The sequence below is a fragment of the Promicromonospora sp. NPDC050880 genome (assembly GCF_044456525.1).
Classification (GTDB): Bacteria; Actinomycetota; Actinomycetes; order Actinomycetales; family Cellulomonadaceae; genus Promicromonospora.
This window is the reverse complement of the sequence record NZ_JBITFV010000016.1, coordinates 90,709-107,965: the sequence shown is the minus strand read 5'-3', so window position 1 is coordinate 107,965 and position 17,257 is coordinate 90,709. Positions and strand designations below refer to the sequence as shown.

Below are 17,257 nucleotides of genomic sequence, written 5' to 3'. Positions count from 1 at the left end.
ACGGCTGTGGCGGCGGACGCCCGGCGGGGGCTCGGCCCCGCCCGCCGGCCGACGCCGGCCGGGGGTCGGGGCGCGGCACCAGCCGCGCCCCGACCTGAGGTGTTTCACCCTAAGGCGTGGGCGCCCCAGGTAGTTCGGGAGGGAACCTTACCCCCGCCGACCTGTCACCCCTTACTCGCCACCGCCGAGGCTGATGACGTTGTAGACCTCGTCCTGCACCGGGGAGATCGGGTAGCCCTCGACCCCGGGGGCCACGACGAGCGACGGCACCGGGCTGGCCAGCGGGACACCGGGCAGGGCGTCCATGATCACCTCGTTGGCGTTCTTGTAGGCGTCCTCCTGCTCCTCGAGCGGAGCGTTGCGGGCGTCCTTGATCGCGTCGAAGACGTCCTGGTCGTCGAAGCCCCACTCCAGCGACTTCGCCCCGAAGAACGTGCCGATGAAGTTGTAGGTGTCGTTGTAGTCACCCGTCCAGCCCAGCAGGTGCAGACCGTGGTTCTCGCCACCCTGGATGGTGTCGATGTACGTCGGGCTCCACGGCTCCGGCGTGGCCGTCACCGTGATGCCGACCTCCTCGAGGTCCGCGGAGACGGCCTCGTAGATCGCGGCGGGGTCCGGCATGTACGGACGCGAGACCTCGGTCGGGTAGTTGAACTCGAGCTCGAGGTTCTCCTGGCCGGCCTCGGCGAGCAGCTCCTTGGCCTTCTCCGGGTCGTAGTCGTAGGTCGTGACGTCGTCGCTGTAGCCCGTCACGATCTCCGGCACGAACTGCGTGGCGGGCGTGGTGCCCTCCGGCAGCGCGGCCTGGACCAGGGCGTCCTTGTCGATCGCGTGGGCGATCGCCTGACGCACGCGGATGTCGTCCAGCGGCTTGGCGGCCTGGTTCATGCCCAGGTACAGGATGTTGAACGCGTCGCGGTCGAGGATGGTGTAGCCGGCCTCCTTGAGCGCGTCGACGTCGGCGGGCGCGACCAGGTCGTAGCCGTCGATGTCACCGGCCTCGAGGGCCTGGCGCCGGGCGGTGCCGTCGGAGATCACCGTGAAGACGATGGTCTTGACGTCGCCGACCTCGCCCCAGTAGTTCTCGTTGGCGGCCAGCGTGACGCTCTCGCCGCTCTTCCACTCCTGGAACGTGTACGGGCCAGTGCCGGTCGGGTGCTCCCGGCCGTACTCGGTGAGCTGCGGCGCGTCGGCCGTGCCCTGGACGTCGTCGGCCCCGAACTCCTCCAGCGCCGTGGGCGACTGCATGGAGAACGACGGCAGCGACAGCGCCGGGATCAGCTCGGGGATCGGCGTGTTCAGCGTGACGACGGCGGTCGCGGCGTCGGACGCCTCGCACGAGTCGTACAGGCTGTCCTCGCCCGTGCCGCCGAAGACGGCCTTGTAGTAGTACGAGAGGTTCTCGTGGGCGGCCAGGCCGGTCCAGTCGTGCCAGCGGTCGAAGTTGGCGCACACGGCCTCGGCGTCGAAGTCCGTGTCGTCGTGGAACGTCACGCCCTCCTTGAGGTGGAACGTGTACGTCAGGCCGTCCTCGCTGATGTCCCAGCTCTCGGCGAGCAGCGGGGCGGGGTCGGCGGTACCCGGCTCGACGCCGACCAGACCCTCGAAGATCTGACGGGCGACCCGGAACGTCTCGCCGTCGCTGGCGAACGCGGGGTCGAGCGAGCTCGGCTCCGCCGATCCGGCGAAGACGAACGTGCCGTCACTGCCCCCGCCCTCGCCGCCGTCGGCGTCCCGCTCGCTCGCGACACAACCGCTCAGAGCCACTGCGAGCGCAGTCACCAGGGTGACGCCGCCCGCAAGGCGCGTAGCGCGTCGACGCATGGCACTCTCCTTCCTCGAGCGCACCGGCCGGACCCGGGTTCGGGCACGACGGCGCGCAGACGTTTGCGCCTGACCTTAGGAGCCCTTTCGTTGCTTCCGTATTTCTCCCCAGGACTCGCAATCCAATCGTGACCCTTTTGTTACCGCGGTGTATGTGCTAGTTGGCCGCCGGTTCAGGAAGGCGTGCGCGGCCGTCGCGGCCGGGGATGATGGTGCCGTGAGCGACGACGAACCCGTGTCCTTCGGCTACCGCGACGTGCCCGACGACGGCGGCGCGGCCCGGAGCTGGTGGGACGCCAACGCCGGCGAGTACCTGGACGAGCACCGCGACTTCCTCGGCGACGCCGGGTTCCGCTGGGGGCCGGAGGGCCTGACGGAGGCGGAGGCCGGCCTGCTCGGCGACGTGGCCGGGCGGGACGTGCTGGAGGTCGGGGCGGGTGCGGCGCACTGCTCGCGCTGGCTGGTCTCGCGGGGCGCCCGGGCGGTCGCCACCGACTACTCGGCAGGCATGCTGGCCGGTGCCGCGGCGCTGGACACCGCCACCGGCGTCACCGTCCCGCGGCTCCAGGCGGACGCGCGGGCGCTGCCGTTCGCGGACGGGTCGTTCGACGTGGTGTTCACGTCGTTCGGCGCCCTGCCCTTCGTGCCCGACGCGGAGCGCGTGCACCGCGAGGCCGCGCGCGTGCTCCGTCCGGGCGGCCGGTGGGTGTTCTCCGTGACCCACCCGCTGCGGTGGGCGTTCCCCGACGACCCGACTCGGCGCGGCCTCACGGCGACCCGCTCCTACTTCGACCGCCGCCCCTACGTCGAGACCGACGCCGCGGACCGCGTCGTGTACGCGGAGTACCACCGCACGATCGGTGACCACGTGCGCGACGTGGCCGCCGCGGGCCTGGTCCTGACCGGCCTGGTCGAGCCGGAGTGGCCCGACTGGAACACCCAGGTGTGGGGCGGCTGGGGCCCTGAACGCGGCCGCTACCTCCCGGGCACGGCGATCTTCAGCACCCGCACCCCGGCGTAGAACGCCGGCGACGTAGAACCCTGGCGAGATGGAACCGCTGTGGTTCCGTCTCGCCAGGGTTCTACGTCGCGGGTGCGGTCAGTGGCCGGCCTCGTGCCAGGTGGCGCCCGTGCCCACCGAGACGTCCAGGGGCACGGTGAGCTCGCACGCCGCGCCCATCTCGGTGCGCAGCAGGTCCTCGGCCGCGGCCCGCTCCCCCGGCGCCACCTCGAGCACGAGCTCGTCGTGCACCTGGAGCAGCAGCCGCGACGTCAGCCCGCGGGCGTCCAGCTCACGCTGCACGCGCAGCATGGCGAGCTTGATGATGTCGGCCGCGCTGCCCTGGATGGGGGCGTTCAGCGCCATGCGCTCGGCCATCTGGCGGCGCTGCCGGTTGTCGCTCGTCAGGTCGGGCAGGTACCGGCGCCGGCCCAGGATGGTGGCCGTGTACCCGGTGGCCCGCGCCTCCTCGACGACGCCCGCCAGGTAGTCGCGCACACCGCCGAACCGCTCGAAGTAGTCGTCCATCAAGGTCTGCGCCTCGCTCGTGGCGATGTTCAGCTGCTGCGACAGGCCGAACGCGCTCAGACCGTAGGCCAGGCCGTAGGACATGGCCTTGATCTTGGAGCGCATGTCCGCCGTGACGTCCGCGGGCGCCACCTCGAACACCCGCGAACCCACGTAGCGGTGCAGGTCCTCACCCGAGTTGAACGCCGCGATCAGGCCCTCGTCGCCCGACAGGTGCGCCATGATCCGCATCTCGATCTGGCTGTAGTCGGCGGTGAGCAGCGACTCGTACCCCTCGCCCACGCGGAACGCCCGCCGGATCTGCCGGCCCGCCTCCGTGCGGATGGGGATGTTCTGCAGGTTGGGGTCGGTCGAGCTCAGCCGGCCGGTCGCGGCGATGGTCTGCTGGAACGTGGTGTGGATGCGGCCGTCGGACGCCACCGACTTCAGCAGCCCCTCCACCGTGACCCGCAGGCGCGACACGTCACGGTGCGCGAGCAGGTGCGCCAGGAACGGGTGCTCGGTCTTGACGAACAGGTCCTGCAGGCTCGCGGCATCCGTGGTGTAGCCGGTCTTGATCTTCTTCGTCTTCGGCATGCCGAGCTGGTCGAACAGGACCTCCTGGAGCTGCTTGGGGCTGCCCAGGTTCACCTCCCGCCCGATCACGTCGTACGCCTGCGCCGCCGCGTCCGCCACACCCTGGGCGAACTGCTTCTCCAGGCCGGTCAGGTAGTCGGTGTCGGCGGCGATGCCGATGCGTTCCATCCGCGCCAGCACGCCCGACAGCGGCAGCTCCACGTCGGTCAGCAGGCCGGTCGCGTCCCGGTCGGCCAGCTCGCCCGACAGTGCCTCCGCCAGCTCGGCCACGCCGTGGGCGCGCACCGCCTCGGCCTGCCCCTCCGTGTCGCCCTCGAGCGAGAGGTCCAGCGCACCCTGCGCGCCCTCGGGCTCCGCGACCTTCAGCTCGCGCCCGATGTGCCGCACCGCGAGGTCGCCCAGGTCGTAGCCGCGCTGGTCCGGGTAGCAGAGGTATGCCGCGAGCTCGGTGTCGAACGTGACGCCCGCGAGCTCCATGCCCCGGGCCGCGAGCATGTGGGAGGCCGCCTTGGCCCCGTGCAGGATCTTGGCCGCCCCCGGGTCGGCGAACCAGGCCGCGAGCGCCTTCTCGTCCTCGGGTCCCACCTGGGTGAGGTCGACGTAGACCGCCTCGCCACCGGGCTCCGCGACGGCCACGGCCCAGGCGTCCCCGCCGCCGGGGACGGCCTTGCCCGCCACCTCCACGCCCACGGCGCCGCCGCGGGCGGCGAGCCAGTCGCCGAGCGCCCCGGGTGCGACGTCGGCCAGGTCGATCTCGACGGCGACGCCCGCGGGCGTCTCCTCGGCGGTGCCGCCCGCCGGGTCCACGGCGAGCAGCCGGTCGCGGAGCTGCCCGAACTGGAGCGTGTCCGACACGAGGTGCACGGCCTCGCGGTCGAAGCCCGCAAGGGCGAGGTCGCCGACGCCGAGCGGCAGCTCGACATCGGTCAGCAGCGCGTTCAGCTCACGGTTCACCCGCACCTGGTCCAGGTGCGCGCGCAGGCTCTCCCCTGCCTTGCCCTTGACCTCGTCGGCCGCGTCGAGCAGGGCGGCGAGACCGCCGTGCGCGGTGATCCACTTGGCCGCGGTCTTGGGCCCGACGCCGGGCACCCCCGGCAGGTTGTCGCTGGTCTCGCCGACGAGCGCGGCGAGGTCCGGGTAGCGCTCGGGCGGCACGCCGTACTTGGCCTCGACCGCCTCGGGGTCCATGCGGGCCAGCTCGGACACGCCCTTCTTCGGGTACAGGACCGTGACGTGGCCGTTGACGAGCTGCAGGGCGTCGCGGTCGCCCGAGCAGATCAGCACCTCCATGTCCGCCGCGCGGGCCTGGGTGGCCAGGGTCGCCAGGATGTCGTCCGCCTCGATGCCCTCGAGCTGCACGAAGGGGACGCGCAGCGCGTCGAGCACCTCCTTGATGAGCGGCACCTGGCCCTTGAACGCGTCCGGCGTGGCGTCGCGCGTGCCCTTGTACTCGGGGAACCGTTCCGTACGGAACGTCACGCGGCCCGCGTCGAACGCGACGGCCAGGTGCGTCGGCTGCTCGTCGCGCAGCAGGTTCGTCAGCATCGACGTGAACCCGTAGACGGCGTTGGTGATCTGTCCCGAGCTCGTCGCGAGCGTGTCCGGCAGTGCGTAGAACGCCCGGTAGGCCATGGAATGGCCGTCGATCAGCAGGAGGCGAGGGCGGCCCGGCGCGGGCGTTCCAGGAGTGCGGCTTGGCGCTGTGGAGGTCACGCCTGACAACATAGCCCGCATGACTGACACGAGCGCTTCCGCGACGCCGTCCGAGCCCGGCACCGGCACCGAGATCGACTGGAAGGCGATGTACGCCACCGGCACCGCGGGCACGCTGTTCGAGCGCATGGAGATGGAGCTGCTGGAGCTCGCGCCGGACCGGGCGGTGGGGCGCATCCCGGTGAAGGGCAACACGCAGCCCGCGGGCCTGCTGCACGGCGGCGCGTCGGTGGTGCTCGCGGAGACCCTCGGCTCGCTGGCGGCGCAGGCGCACGCGGGGCCGGGCCGGAACGCGGTGGGCATCGAGGTCAGCGCCACCCACCACCGGGGGGCGCGGGACGGCTACGTCACGGGTACGGCGACGGCGCTCCACCTGGGCCGCACGACGGCGTCCTACGAGATCGTGATCACCGACGACGCGGGCAAGCGGATCTGCACCTCGCGCCTGACGTGCATGATCCTCGGCTGAGCCGGGCCCGAGGGCTCAGCACGCGGCAGGGGCCTCAGCCCGCGCGCGCGGGACGGCGGCCCGACGGCGCACCGCCCCCGACCCGGCGCATGTCGATGGGGCCGGACTCCGTCACGGACCGGGTGCGGCGCCGGCGGGCGATGAGGTCCTCGATACCCCCGCGACCGAACCGCCGGGCGGCGTGCGCGGCGTCCCGGGGCGTGGCGTCGGCCGCGAGGCGGCGCTGCAGGGCGGCGACGGACGCGACGCGGTGGCCTGCCGCGGGGGCGAACCCGAGCCGGGCCAGGAAGCGCTGCACCGCCCGGTTGCCGGGGACGGGTGCCGAGTAGACGTCGACGCACTCGTGCTCGGCCGCGACGTCGGCGGCCGCCCGCAGGAGCGCGTGCCCGACGCCGTGCCGCCGCGCCCGCGGCGCGACGAACAGCATGTCGAGGTAGAGGCTCGGGCGACGCGCGAACAGGTAGGCACCCACGACCCGGCCGAGCACGACGCCGACGACCCGGCCGTCGAGGTCCGCCACCAGCACGTGCCCGCCCGCCGCGAGCAGCACGCTGAGGTGCTCCAGCAGGCGGTCGGTGTCCTGGGCCCCGAGCTGGGCGCCCTCGGGCGAGTCGTCCCGGGCGTCGGCGGCCAGCGCGGCGACGGCGCGCAGGTCGTCCTCGCGCGCGGAACGGATCTCGAGCACGTCTCTCTCCTCCCGGCGGTCTGCGGGGCCGGGCCTCACGGCCGGCCCCGCGCAGACACTAGTCCTCGGTCGGGTGGCGGAAAACATGCGAACCCCGATTTCACCCGCTCTAGGCGTCCGGGCCGACGGCGCACCCGCACGGACGACTCAGGCCCCGACCTGCTCGATGACGGCGTCGGCGACCTCGCGCATGGTGAGGCGGCGGTCCATCGAGGTCTTCTGGATCCAGCGGAACGACTCCGGCTCCGACAGGCCCATCTTGGTCATGAGCAGCCCCTTGGCCCGGTCCACGCGCTTGCGGGTCTCGAAACGCTCGGTCAGGTCCGCGACCTCGGCCTCGAGCGCACCGATCTGCGAGTAGCGCGAGATCGCGATCTCGACGGCGGGCAGCAGGTCGGCCGGGGTGAACGGCTTGACCACGTACGCCATGGCGCCGGCGTCACGGGCGCGCTCCACGAGCTCGGTCTGCGAGAACGCCGTGAGGAGCACCACAGGGGCGGCGTGGGCCTTGCCGATGCGCTCGGCGGCGGAGATGCCGTCCAGCTCGGGCATCTTGACGTCCATCACCACGACGTCGGGCTTGAGCTCGATGGCGAGGTTCACGGCGGTCTCGCCGTCGCCGGCCTCTCCCACCACGTCGAACCCGGCCTCGCGCAGGGTCTCCACCACGTCCATGCGGATGAGCGCCTCGTCCTCCGCCACGACGGCACGGCGCGAGGGGGTGGCAGGAGCAGCCTCCGGCTCGGCGTCGATCATCGGGGGCAGATCCAGGGGAAGCTTCTCGGTGTTCTCGTCGGTCACGGGGAACATCCTACTTCCCGCACCTGGGCTTGGGGCCCGGTCCTGGGGTGTGGTTCGATAAGCGCCGAGCCGGGTTGGCGGAACAGGCAGACGCGGCGCTCTCAAAAAGCGCTGCCCGCGAGGGCGTGTGGGTTCGAGTCCCACACCCGGCACTCCCGCAGTCACGGCGCCCGAGGCCGCCGGCGGCGGCCTCGGCCCCGGTGGCGGCACCGCCCGGACCGCTCAGACCTCCACCGCGAGCTCCGGCACCGGATTCCGCTCGTAGCGCACCACCTCCAGGCCGAACTCCGCGAGGATCTCCGGGAGCAGGCGCACCACGTCGCGGTCCTTCTCCTGGTTCTCCGGGGGCAGCTGCGACCACGGCACGCCGATCATCGGGTGCACCTTGGCGGCGTCGTCCCGCACGGGCCCGGTGCGCCAGCCCTGGGCGACCCGGACCGACTCCCACAGCTCGTGCTCGGCCTCGGCCAGGCGGTCCAGCTCCTCCCCCTCGAACACGACCTCGGGGGCCCCGTCGCGCGGGGCGATGGTCGCGCCCATCCGCGCCAGGCGCGCCGGCAGACCGACCACCCACCCCCGGTTGGAGGCCCGCAGGTCCTCCGGCAGGTCCTCCCAGCGCACCATGGCGGGCACCTCGCCCCAGCCGACGCCGCGCTCGCGCTGGTTGCGCAGGTACACGTGGTGCACGGACCGCGCGATCCGCTCGTACATGTCCGCGTGGGCGCGGGCCTCCTCGCGCTCGACGTCGGCGAGCAGGTCGCGCATCGTCACGGTGCGCAGCCGGCCGTCCAGGTCGTCGAGGACGCGCGAGGCCTCCGTGCCGAAGGCGCGCGTGAGGCCCGCGAGGCCGTCCAGCAGGAGCACGAGGGAGCCGGGTCCGCCGTGCCACAGGTTCGTCACGGTGAGGGCGACACGCAGCGACGTGCCCTCGTCGGCGTCGCACACGTAGACCAGGTCGGGCCGCCCGTGGCTGCCGCGGCCGAGCGCGGGCGCGGCGCGCAGCTCGATCTTCTCGGCCACGGGCGACCAGCGGGCCCGCAGCGACTCGACCACCGCCACGGCGTCGTCGGCCATGAGGTCGACCGCCAGGCGCACGCCGTCGCCCGCCAGCTCCCACTCGCGGGCCAGGCCCACGACCAGCGCCTTGGCGAACTCGCCCGAGCCGACCACCGCGACCCGGGTCAGCGGGCCGGGCCCGCCGGGCGCGTCCAGGAGGTGCCGTACCTCGCGCGCGGCGAGCGCCTGCGCCGCGATGACGTCGAGCGTGAAGAAGTCCACGCCCGGCTCGGCGCAGCTCAGGTGCCGCGCCTGGAGCGCGACGCCGAGATCCGGGTCGCTGACGTGGGCGTACAGCCGGGTGGGGCCGCTGCCGGCCCGGCGGACGGCCTCCTCCGCCTCGGCCACGGTGAGCACGTTGGCGGTCGCGTCGGTGCTGTCGTCACCGCACGCGTACAGGACGGTCGCGCCCGGCAGCCCGGCGTCGAGCAGGCCCGTCGCGTCGGCGGCGCGCAGCACGCGGTGCCCGGCCGCCTCGAGCGCGGCGGTCACGGTGTCCGCGGCATCGGTCTGCCCGACGACGACGGCATGTCCCCGCGCGCGCCGGTCCCGCATCCGGCGCAGCTCCCCGGTGAACAGGACGCGGGCCGCCTCGAACAGGGCGTACACCGCGGTGCCGGGGGCGAGGAAGCGGGCGACCTGGAGCTGCCAGGAGAGCTCGCCGCCACCGCTGGCGGGGTCGGCGCCCATGACGAAGAGCTGCAGACCCTGGTAGACGACGTCGTACCACGTGCGGCCGGGCTGGTGGTCGGTGTCGAGCGCGAGGCCCCACGAACCGAGTCCGAGGGAGACGAGCACCAGGGCGGCGAAGCCGACGCGGGTCCAGGGAAAGGTGCGCTTCACGTTCGGAACAATAGCGACATCTCACACCCGGTCGCCGAGGTGGGGCCGTGGCGAGACAGAACGGTGGCCGGACGCAGATGAGCGTCCGGCCACCGTTCGGCGGGTGGTGGCGGTCAGACCAGGGTGCGGCCTTCCGTGTGCGAGCCGATGCGGTGCACCAGGATCGAGTTGGTCGTGCCCGGGACGCCGACCGGAGCGCCCGAGACCACCACGACCGTGTCGCCCTTCTCGGCCAGGCCCTGCTCCTGCAGGGTCAGGTCCACCTGGGCCACCATGGCGTCCACCGTGTCGACCTTGGGCACCAGGTACTCGCTGGTGCCCCACGTCAGCGCGAGCGTGTTGGCCACGTGCTGCTCGGGCGTGAAGGCGAGCAGCGGGATGGACGAGCGCAGGCGGGACATGCGCCGGGCGGAGTCACCGGACTGCGTGAACGTCACGAGGTACTTCACCCCGAGCGTCTCGCCGATCTCGGCGGCGGCCCGCGTGATGGCGCCACCGCGGGTGTGCGGCGTCGAGCCGAGCGGCGCGATGCGCTCCCGGCCGGCCTCCTCCGTGGCCTCGATGATGCGGGCCATGGTCTGCACGGTGACGATCGGGTAGTCGCCGACCGACGTCTCGCCGGACAGCATGACCGCGTCGGCGCCGTCGAGCACCGCGTTGGCGCAGTCCGAGGCCTCGGCGCGGGTCGGCGTCGGCGACGTGGTCATCGACTCCAGCACCTGCGTGGCCACGATGACCGGCTTGGCGTTGCGGCGCGCCATCTCGACGATCCGCTTCTGCACCAGCGGCACCTGCTCCAGCGGCATCTCGACCGCCAGGTCACCGCGCGCCACCATGACGCCGTCGAACGCGGCGATGACCTCGGCGAGGTTCTCCACGGCCTGCGGCTTCTCGATCTTGGCGATGACGGGGACCGTGCGGCCCTCCTCCTCCATCACGCGGCGGACGTCCTCGTAGTCCTTGGCGGACCGCACGAACGACAGCGCGATGAAGTCGGCACCGAGCTGCAGGGCCCAGCGCAGGTCGGACTCGTCCTTGTCGGACAGGGCCGGCACCGACACCGCGACGCCGGGCAGGTTGATGCCCTTGTTGTTCGAGACGGGCCCGGGGACCTCGACCTCGGTGATGACGCGCGGGCCCTCGACGGCGGTGACGCGCACGCGCACCTTGCCGTCGTCGATCAGCAGCGGGTCGCCCACCTGGGCGTCCTGGGCCAGGCCCTTGTGGGTGGTCGAGACGATCTCACGGTTGCCGAGGATGTCCTCGGTCGTGATGGTGAACGTGTCGCCCTTGTTCAAGAAATGCTTTTCGTCTCCCGCGAACCGGCCGAGCCGGATCTTGGGTCCCTGCAGGTCGACCAGGACGGCGACCGACTTCCCTGCGGCCTTCGCGGCCTCTCGCACGTGTCGGTAGACCGCCGCGTGCGCCTCCTGCTCGCCGTGGCTGCGGTTGATCCGCGCCACGTTCATGCCGGCGTCTACGAGTTCCCGGAGCTTCTCCGGGCTCTCCGTGGCGGGTCCGATGGTGCACACGATCTTGGCTCTGCGCATGTCTCCAGCCTAGGCATGGTGGGCGCCGCAGCGCCCTGTGGTGGTGTACAACTCCCGGAACGGTTCTCGGGTCACGACCGCAGAGCGAGCGTGCGCGGGCGCACCGGGGCGGGCAGCTCGGTGCTGCCCTGCAGGTAGGTGTCGACGGCTGCGGCCGCGGCGCGGCCCTCCGCGATCGCCCACACGATGAGGGACTGTCCCCGGCCCGCGTCACCGGCCACGAACACACCCGGCAGGCTAGCGGCGTAGTCGTCGCCGCGCGCCACGAGGCCGCGATCCGTGATCTCCGCGCCGGTCTGCTCCTCCAGGACGCCGGTCTCGGGGCCGGTGAAGCCCATGGCCACGAGCACCAGGTCCGCCGGGATCTCGTGCTCCGTGCCGGGCGCCGGAACGCGGCGCCCGTCGGGGAGGTACTGCGTCTCGGCGACCTTGAGGGCGCGGACGTTGCCGTCGGCGTCCGGCAGGAACTCGACCGTCGAGGCCAGGTAGGTGCGCTCGCCGCCCTCCTCGTGCGAGGTCGAGACCTCGAACAGGATCGGGTCGGTCGGCCAGGGCTGGTGCGCGGGGCGCTCCAGCGGCGGCTTCTTGCCGATGGCCAGGGTGGTGACGCTCGCGGCGCCCTGACGGAGCGCGGTACCGAGGCAGTCGGAGCCGGTGTCGCCGCCGCCGATGATCACGACGTGCTTGCCGGCCGCCGACGGCGCGCCCTCGGGCAGCTCGTCGGGCGTCCCGGCGGCGACCGCGTGGTTCGCGGGCGTCAGGTAGTCCATGGCGAAGTGGATGCCGGCCAGGTCCCGCCCCGGCAGGGGCAGGTCGCGGGGCACGGTGGCACCCGTGGCGACCACGACGGCGTCGAACCGGCGGCGCAGCGCGTCCCAGCTGATGTCCTCGCCGATGGTGACGCCCGGGCGGAAGCGGGTGCCCTCGGCCTCCATCTGGGCGAGGCGACGGTCGATGTGCGACTTCTCCAGCTTGAAGTCCGGGATGCCGTAGCGCAGCAGGCCCCCGATGGCGGGGTCGCGCTCGTAGACGACCACGGTGTGGCCGGCGCGCGTGAGCTGCTGCGCCGCGGCCAGCCCGGCCGGGCCGGAGCCGACGACGGCGACCGTGGAGCCCGTGAGACGCTCCGGCACGTGCGGGGTGACCAGGCCGCGGGCGAACGCCTCGTCGATGATCGAGACCTCGACGTTCTTGATCGTCACCGCGGGCTGGTTGATGCTCAGCACGCAGGACGACTCGCACGGCGCCGGGCACACGCGGCCCGTGAACTCCGGGAAGTTGTTGGTCGCGTGCAGCCGGTCGATCGCGTCGGCCCACTGCCCGCGCCAGACCAGGTCGTTCCAGTCCGGGATGAGGTTGCCCAGCGGGCAGCCCTGGTGACAGAACGGCACGCCGCAGTCCATGCAACGGCCCGCCTGCTCCTTGAGGAAGGGCTGGCCCTCCGCCCGGTGGGCGTGCGTGTCCTTCCAGTCCCGCAGGCGCACCTCGACGGGCCGGTTCGGCGGGAGCTCCCGCTCCCGGACCTTCAGAAATCCTCGGGGGTCAGCCACGTGCCACCTCCATGATCTGGTTCCACACGGACGGGTCCCACTGGGACGTGCCCGAGATGTCGGTGCCGGCGGCCTCCGCCTCGGCGAGGGCGAGGCGCACGCGCGCCCAGCCCGGGGGCAGCAGGCGGCTGAACCGCCCGCGGGCCGTCTCGGGGTCAGCCAGGAGCTCGGCCGCGACGGCCGAGCCCGTCTCGGCGTGGTGCCGCTCCAGCAGGCCGCGCACGGTCTCCCAGTCGGCGTCGTCCAGGACGGCGACGGCGAGCTCGCCCGCCTCCAGCGCCGCCTGGTTGACCCGGGAGACCCGCAGGTCCAGGAAGTACGCGGTGCCGCCCGACATGCCGGCGCCGACGTTGCGGCCCGTGGGGCCGAGCACCAGCACGGTGCCGCCCGTCATGTACTCGCAGGCGTGGTCGCCCACACCCTCCGCGACCAGGGTGGCGCCGGAGTTGCGCACACCGAACCGCTCCCCCACGCGCCCGCGCAGGTAGACCTCGCCGGACGTGGCGCCGTAGCCGATCACGTTGCCCGCGATGACGTCGGCGCCACCGAGGACGGCCGCCTTGTCCGGGCGCACCGCGATGCGGCCGCCCGACAGGCCCTTGCCGACGTAGTCGTTGGCGTCACCGAACAGGCGCAGGGTGATGCCCCGGGGCAGGAACGCGCCCAGCGACTGGCCGGCCGACCCGGTCAGGACCACCTCGATCGTGTCGTCGGGCAGACCCTCGCCGCGGTACCGCTTGGTCACCTCGTGGCCGAGCATGGTGCCGACCGTCCGGTTCACGTTGCGCACGGGCAGGTCGATCCGCACGCGCTCCCCACGCTCCAGGGCCGGGGCCGCTGCCGCGACGAGCTGGTTGTCCAGCGCCCGCGCCAGGCCGTGGTCCTGCGCCGTGGTGTGGCGCAGGGACGAGCCCTCCTTGAGCTGCGGCCGCGCGAGCACGGGCGCCAGGTCCAGGCCCTGGGCCTTCCAGTGGTCCACGGCCTTGCGGGTGTCGAGCACCTGCACCTGGCCCACGGCCTCCTGGAGGCTGCGGAAGCCCAGCGCCGCCAGGTGCTCGCGCACCTCCTGGGCGATGAACTCGAAGAAGTTCACGACGAACTCCGGCTTGCCGGTGAACCGGCTGCGCAGCTCGGGGTTCTGCGTGGCCACGCCCACGGGACAGGTGTCCAGGTGACAGACGCGCATCATGACGCAGCCCGAGACCACCATGGGCGCGGTCGCGAAACCGAACTCCTCGGCGCCGAGCAGCGCCGCGACGATCACGTCGCGACCCGTCTTCATCTGGCCGTCGACCTGCACCACGATGCGGTCGCGCAGGTCGTTGAGCACCAGCGTCTGCTGGGTCTCGGCCAGCCCGATCTCCCAGGGCGTGCCGGCGTGCTTGAGCGACGTGAGCGGCGAGGCGCCCGTACCGCCGTCGTGCCCCGAGATGAGCACGACGTCGGCGTGCGCCTTGGACACGCCCGTGGCCACGGTGCCCACGCCGAACTCGCTGACCAGCTTCACGTGCACGCGCGCGTCCGGGTTCGCGTTCTTCGCATCGTGGATGAGCTGGGCCAGGTCCTCGATCGAGTAGATGTCGTGGTGCGGCGGCGGCGAGATGAGGCCGACGCCCGGCGTCGAGTGGCGGGTCCTGGCCACCCACGGGTACACCTTGGGCCCGGGCAGCTGACCGCCCTCGCCGGGCTTGGCGCCCTGGGCGAGCTTGATCTGGATGTCCGTGGCCTGGGTCAGGTACTCCGCGGTCACCCCGAACCGGCCCGACGCGATCTGCTTGACGCGCGAGCGGCGCTCGTCGTCGTACAGGCGCTCCGGGTCCTCGCCGCCCTCGCCCGTGTTGGACCGGCCGCCCAGGCGGTTCATCGCGATGGCGAGCGTCTCGTGCGCCTCGGCCGAGATGGAGCCGTAGGACATGGCGCCCGTGTTGAACAGCTTGACGATCTCGCTGACCGGCTGCACCTCGTCGATCGGCACGGGCTCGCGGTCCGGGCTGAAGCGCAGCAGGCCGCGCAGCGTCATCAGGCGGTTCGACTGCTCGTCCACGCGCCGCGTGTACTGCCGGAAGATGTCCATCCGGCCCGAGCGCGTCGCGTGCTGCAGGCGGAACACCGTCTCCGGGTCGAACAGGTGGTCCTCGCCGTCGCGCCGCCACTGGTACTCGCCGCCCGTGGTCAGGCGCTCGCCCGGCTTCTTGTTGCCGGACGGCGGGTACGCCTCGGCGTGCCGCGCCGCGACCTCGGCCGCGATGACGTCCAGGCCGATGCCGCCCAGGCGCGAGGTGGTGCCGGTGAAGTAGTCGTCGACCAGGTCCTGCGAGAGGCCGATCGCCTCGAAGATCTGCGCGCCCCGGTAGGACATGATCGTGGAGATGCCCATCTTGGACATCACCTTGAGCACGCCCTTGCCGAGCGCCTTGATGAGGTTGGCCACGGCCTTCTCGGGCGTGACGTCCAGGTAGCCGCGGCGGGCCAGGTCCTCGACGGTCTCCATCGCGAGGTACGGGTTGACGGCGGCCGCCCCGTAGCCGATGAGCAGCGCGACGTGGTGCACCTCGCGCACGTCACCGGCCTCCACCACCAGCGAGACCCGGTTACGGGTGTGCTTGCGCACCAGGTGGTGGTGCACGGCGCTGGTCAGGAGCAGCGACGGGATCGGCGCCAGCTCGGAGGTGGCGTCACGGTCCGAGAGCACGAGGAAGCTCGCGCCCTCCTCCACGTACCGGTCGACGTCGGCGAAGATCTGCTCCAGCCGGGACAGCAGCGCGGCGCCGCCGCCCGACACGTCGTACAGGCCCGGGATGGTCTCGGCGTGGAACAGGCCCTCCAGCTCCCGGTCGCGCTCGACGTGCACCACCTTGGCGAGCTGGTCGTTGTCCAGCACCGGGAAGCCGAGCACGAGCTTGCGGGCGTGCTCCGGCAGGTCGGCCAGCAGGTTCGGCTCCGGGCCGATGGCGCTGCCGATGGCCGTGACCAGCTCCTCGCGGATCGCGTCCAGCGGCGGGTTGGTCACCTGCGCGAACATCTGCGTGAAGTAGTCGAACAGCAGGCGCGGGCGCTGCGACAGCACCGCGACCGGGGTGTCGGAGCCCATGGCACCGAGCGGTTCGCCGCCGGTGGTCGCCATCGGCGACAGGATGACCTTCAGCTCCTCCTCGGTGTACCCGAAGGCCCGCTGACGGCGGCGCACCGACGCCGGGCTGTGCGCCACGTGCTCACGCTCGGGCAGCTCGTCGAGATGGACGGAGTGCTCGCGGATCCAGTCCCCGTAGGGGTGGCGGGCGGCGAGGCCGGACTTGACCTCCTCGTCCTCGACGATGCGGCCGGAGCCGGTGTCGACGAGGAACATCTTGCCGGGCTCCAGGCGGCCCTTGCGGACCACCGTGGCGGGGTCGATGTCGAGCACGCCGGCCTCGGAGGCCAGCACGACCAGACCGTCCTCGGTGACCCACCAGCGCCCGGGGCGCAGGCCGTTGCGGTCCAGCACGGCGCCGATCAGGGTGCCGTCGGTGAACGTGAGGGAGGCGGGGCCGTCCCACGGTTCGATGAGGTTCGCGTTGTACTGGTAGAAGGCCCGCAGCGCGGGGTCCATCCCCGTGTTGTTCTCCCAGGCCTCCGGCACCATCATCAGCACCGAGTGCGGCAGGGAGCGGCCCGACAGGTGCAGCAGCTCCAGCACCTCGTCGAAGCTGGCGGAGTCGCTCGCACCCGGCGAGCACACCGGCTGCAGCGGCTTCAGGTCGCCCAGCAGGTCGGACTCCATGGTGCCCTCGCGCGCCGCGACCCAGTTGCGGTTGCCGCGCACGGTGTTGATCTCGCCGTTGTGGGCCAGCAGCCGGAACGGCTGGGCCAGCGGCCACGACGGGAACGTGTTGGTGGAGAACCGCGAGTGGACCAGCGCGAGCTCGGTGGCGTACCGCGGGTCCGACAGGTCGGGGAAGAACGGCTCGAGCTGCGCCGTCGTCAGCATGCCCTTGTACGTCAGGGTGCGGGCGCTGAGGGACGCGAAGTACAGGCCCACCTCGTTCTCGGCGCGCTTGCGCAGGCGGTAGCAGCGGCGGTCCAGGTCGATGCCGGACAGGCTCCGCGAGGGGTCGGCGACCACGATCTGGCGGAACACGGGCATGGACGCGCGCGCCGTCGGGCCGACGATCCCGGCGTCCACCGGCACGTCGCGCCAGGCCAGCACGTCGAGCTTCTCCTCGGCGGCCAGCGCCTCCACGCGGCGCACCACGGTGTCACGCTCGGCGTCGTCGGTCGGCAGGAACGCCGTGCCGATGGCGTACATGCCGGCGGGCGGCAGGTCGACGCCCACCACGTCACGGACGAACGCGTCCGGGATCTGGGTCAGGATCCCGGCGCCGTCGCCGCTGTCCTCCTCGGCGCCCACCGCACCGCGGTGGTCGAGGTTCAGCAGGGCGGTCAGCCCGGCGTCGACGATGTCACGCCCGGGCGTGCCACGCAGGGTCGCCACGAAGGCGACGCCGCACGCGTCGTGCTCGGCCGCCGGGTCGTACAGGCCGCCGTCCGTCCTCTGCGCGGGCAGCCCAACCTTCTGTGCAAGCAACGGCTTGGTCATGGGTCCTCACAGGCGCCCGGCACGCCGGGCGCAGTCTTGCGGTGGTCCGGGACGACGGCGGCCCGGTCGGTCAGGGGGCTCGTCGT

The 17,257-nt window shown here is 72.6% G+C and carries 10 protein-coding genes and 1 tRNA gene; 3 read left to right on the top strand and 8 right to left on the bottom strand.

Features of this window, described 5'->3' with window-relative positions:
* Nucleotides 1-171: 171 nt before the first annotated feature.
* Nucleotides 172-1,824, bottom strand: a complete 1,653-nt coding sequence (locus ACIBBF_RS21375; protein WP_397417328.1) for an ABC transporter substrate-binding protein — start codon at nucleotides 1,822-1,824, stop codon at nucleotides 172-174.
* 217 nt (nucleotides 1,825-2,041) lie between these two features.
* Here ACIBBF_RS21375 and ACIBBF_RS21370 point away from each other — a divergent pair, with 217 nt between their 5' ends.
* Complete coding sequence (locus ACIBBF_RS21370; protein ID WP_397417326.1) at nucleotides 2,042-2,845, top strand: class I SAM-dependent methyltransferase; 804 nt, start codon at nucleotides 2,042-2,044, stop codon at nucleotides 2,843-2,845.
* Between the two features lie 78 nt (nucleotides 2,846-2,923).
* On the opposite strand, the gene polA is transcribed toward ACIBBF_RS21370, so the two are convergent.
* A complete protein-coding gene (gene polA, locus ACIBBF_RS21365; protein ID WP_397417324.1) occupies nucleotides 2,924-5,662 on the bottom strand; it encodes a DNA polymerase I in 2,739 nt (912 codons plus the stop codon).
* A gap of 67 nt (nucleotides 5,663-5,729) precedes the next feature.
* Here polA and ACIBBF_RS21360 point away from each other — a divergent pair, with 67 nt between their 5' ends.
* The gene (locus ACIBBF_RS21360) at nucleotides 5,730-6,110 is read left to right on the top strand and encodes a PaaI family thioesterase (protein WP_397417336.1); all 381 of its coding nucleotides are present in this window, start codon (nucleotides 5,730-5,732) and stop codon (nucleotides 6,108-6,110) included.
* 34 nt (nucleotides 6,111-6,144) lie between these two features.
* Here ACIBBF_RS21360 and ACIBBF_RS21355 read toward each other — a convergent pair whose 3' ends face one another.
* Together ACIBBF_RS21355 and ACIBBF_RS21350 are read right to left on the bottom strand one after the other, a co-directional pair.
* Nucleotides 6,145-6,795: a GNAT family N-acetyltransferase gene (locus ACIBBF_RS21355; RefSeq protein WP_397417322.1), complete on the bottom strand. Its 651-nt coding sequence runs from the start codon at nucleotides 6,793-6,795 to the stop codon at nucleotides 6,145-6,147.
* Between the two features lie 147 nt (nucleotides 6,796-6,942).
* The gene (locus ACIBBF_RS21350; protein WP_253838962.1) at nucleotides 6,943-7,596 is read right to left on the bottom strand and encodes an ANTAR domain-containing response regulator; all 654 of its coding nucleotides are present in this window, start codon (nucleotides 7,594-7,596) and stop codon (nucleotides 6,943-6,945) included.
* Between the two features lie 68 nt (nucleotides 7,597-7,664).
* Here ACIBBF_RS21350 and ACIBBF_RS21345 point away from each other — a divergent pair.
* Nucleotides 7,665-7,748 (top strand) — tRNA-Leu (locus ACIBBF_RS21345).
* A gap of 70 nt (nucleotides 7,749-7,818) precedes the next feature.
* Here ACIBBF_RS21345 and ACIBBF_RS21340 read toward each other — a convergent pair.
* From ACIBBF_RS21340 to gltB, 4 genes are all read right to left on the bottom strand, one after another.
* Entirely contained in the window at nucleotides 7,819-9,495 is a 1,677-nt protein-coding gene (locus tag ACIBBF_RS21340; protein WP_397417319.1) for a RyR domain-containing protein, read from the bottom strand.
* Nucleotides 9,496-9,608: 113 nt separating this feature from the next.
* Nucleotides 9,609-11,045 carry a pyruvate kinase gene (gene pyk / locus ACIBBF_RS21335; RefSeq protein WP_397417317.1) on the bottom strand — a complete coding sequence of 479 codons (1,437 nt, stop codon included), beginning with the start codon at nucleotides 11,043-11,045 and terminating at the stop codon, nucleotides 9,609-9,611.
* Nucleotides 11,046-11,116: 71 nt separating this feature from the next.
* Nucleotides 11,117-12,595, bottom strand: coding sequence for a glutamate synthase subunit beta (locus tag ACIBBF_RS21330; protein ID WP_397417315.1), 1,479 nt, complete (start codon nucleotides 12,593-12,595; stop codon nucleotides 11,117-11,119).
* Complete coding sequence (gene gltB / locus ACIBBF_RS21325) at nucleotides 12,588-17,171, bottom strand: glutamate synthase large subunit (protein WP_397417313.1); 4,584 nt, start codon at nucleotides 17,169-17,171, stop codon at nucleotides 12,588-12,590. The genes ACIBBF_RS21330 and gltB overlap by 8 nt, the downstream gene beginning before the upstream one ends.
* Nucleotides 17,172-17,257 lie beyond the last annotated feature (86 nt).

Excerpts from the sequence above, each read along its gene's own strand:
- ACIBBF_RS21360 (WP_397417336.1), top strand. The coding sequence starts at position 5,730 with ATGTACGCCACCGGCACCGCGGGCACGCTGTTCGAGCGCATGGAGATG.
- gltB (WP_397417313.1), bottom strand. The coding sequence starts at position 17,171 with ATGACCAAGCCGTTGCTTGCACAGAAGGTTGGGCTGCCCGCGCAGAGG.
- pyk (WP_397417317.1), bottom strand. The coding sequence starts at position 11,045 with ATGCGCAGAGCCAAGATCGTGTGCACCATCGGACCCGCCACGGAGAGC.
- ACIBBF_RS21375 (WP_397417328.1), bottom strand. The coding sequence starts at position 1,824 with ATGCGTCGACGCGCTACGCGCCTTGCGGGCGGCGTCACCCTGGTGACT.
- polA (WP_397417324.1), bottom strand. The coding sequence starts at position 5,662 with ATGCGGGCTATGTTGTCAGGCGTGACCTCCACAGCGCCAAGCCGCACT.